Source organism: Grimontia celer (assembly GCF_900055185.1).
GTDB classification, from domain to species: domain Bacteria; phylum Pseudomonadota; class Gammaproteobacteria; order Enterobacterales; family Vibrionaceae; genus Enterovibrio; species Enterovibrio celer.
The window spans coordinates 1-531 of the sequence record NZ_FIZX01000072.1; the positions used below are offsets into that span (position 1 = coordinate 1).

1 protein-coding gene is annotated in these 531 nt (G+C 43.7%); it reads right to left on the minus strand.

Annotated elements, in window-relative coordinates; all coding sequences use genetic code 11:
* Positions 1–163: 163 nt before the first annotated feature.
* Positions 164–531, minus strand: a 368-nt coding sequence (locus GCE9029_RS25485) for a sugar transferase (RefSeq protein ID WP_197475440.1), incomplete at its 5' end; no start/stop codon positions are given.

The window sequence follows — 531 nt, forward strand, 5'->3', positions numbered from 1 at the left end:
TTAAAGGAGAACTCGAGCCTTATCTGTGTGCTCGAACAGACACGGCGCTGGCGGAAAAAATGGATCAAGTAATTGAGCAGGGTGGCTATAAAATCCAAGAGAAGTGGCTTGACGACTTTCGACCTGAAAATATAGTCAACGCCTTTTTAAGCCCTCATTAGTCCTATAACCCTTTGCGGCTAAGGACTACTACAACAGTTCTGAGGAGCGTTTCAAGTTCTAACCAAACTCTCCAATGCTTTATGTAATACAAGTCATACATGAGCTTCTGGCGCGCATCTTCTAAGTTGGTACCATAGGGATAGCACACTTGAGCCCAACCAGAAATGCCAGGACGAACTATATGGCGCTCATTGTAATAAGGAATCCCTCTTTCATAATTCTCAACGAGAATGTTCCATTCCGTGCGAGGCCCGACTAAATGCATTTCACCTTTCATTACATTCCATAATTGCGGCAGCTCATCAATACGAAATTTACGCATTACACTGCCAAATGGAAAAATGCGCGGATCTTCTTTCTGCGTGTATG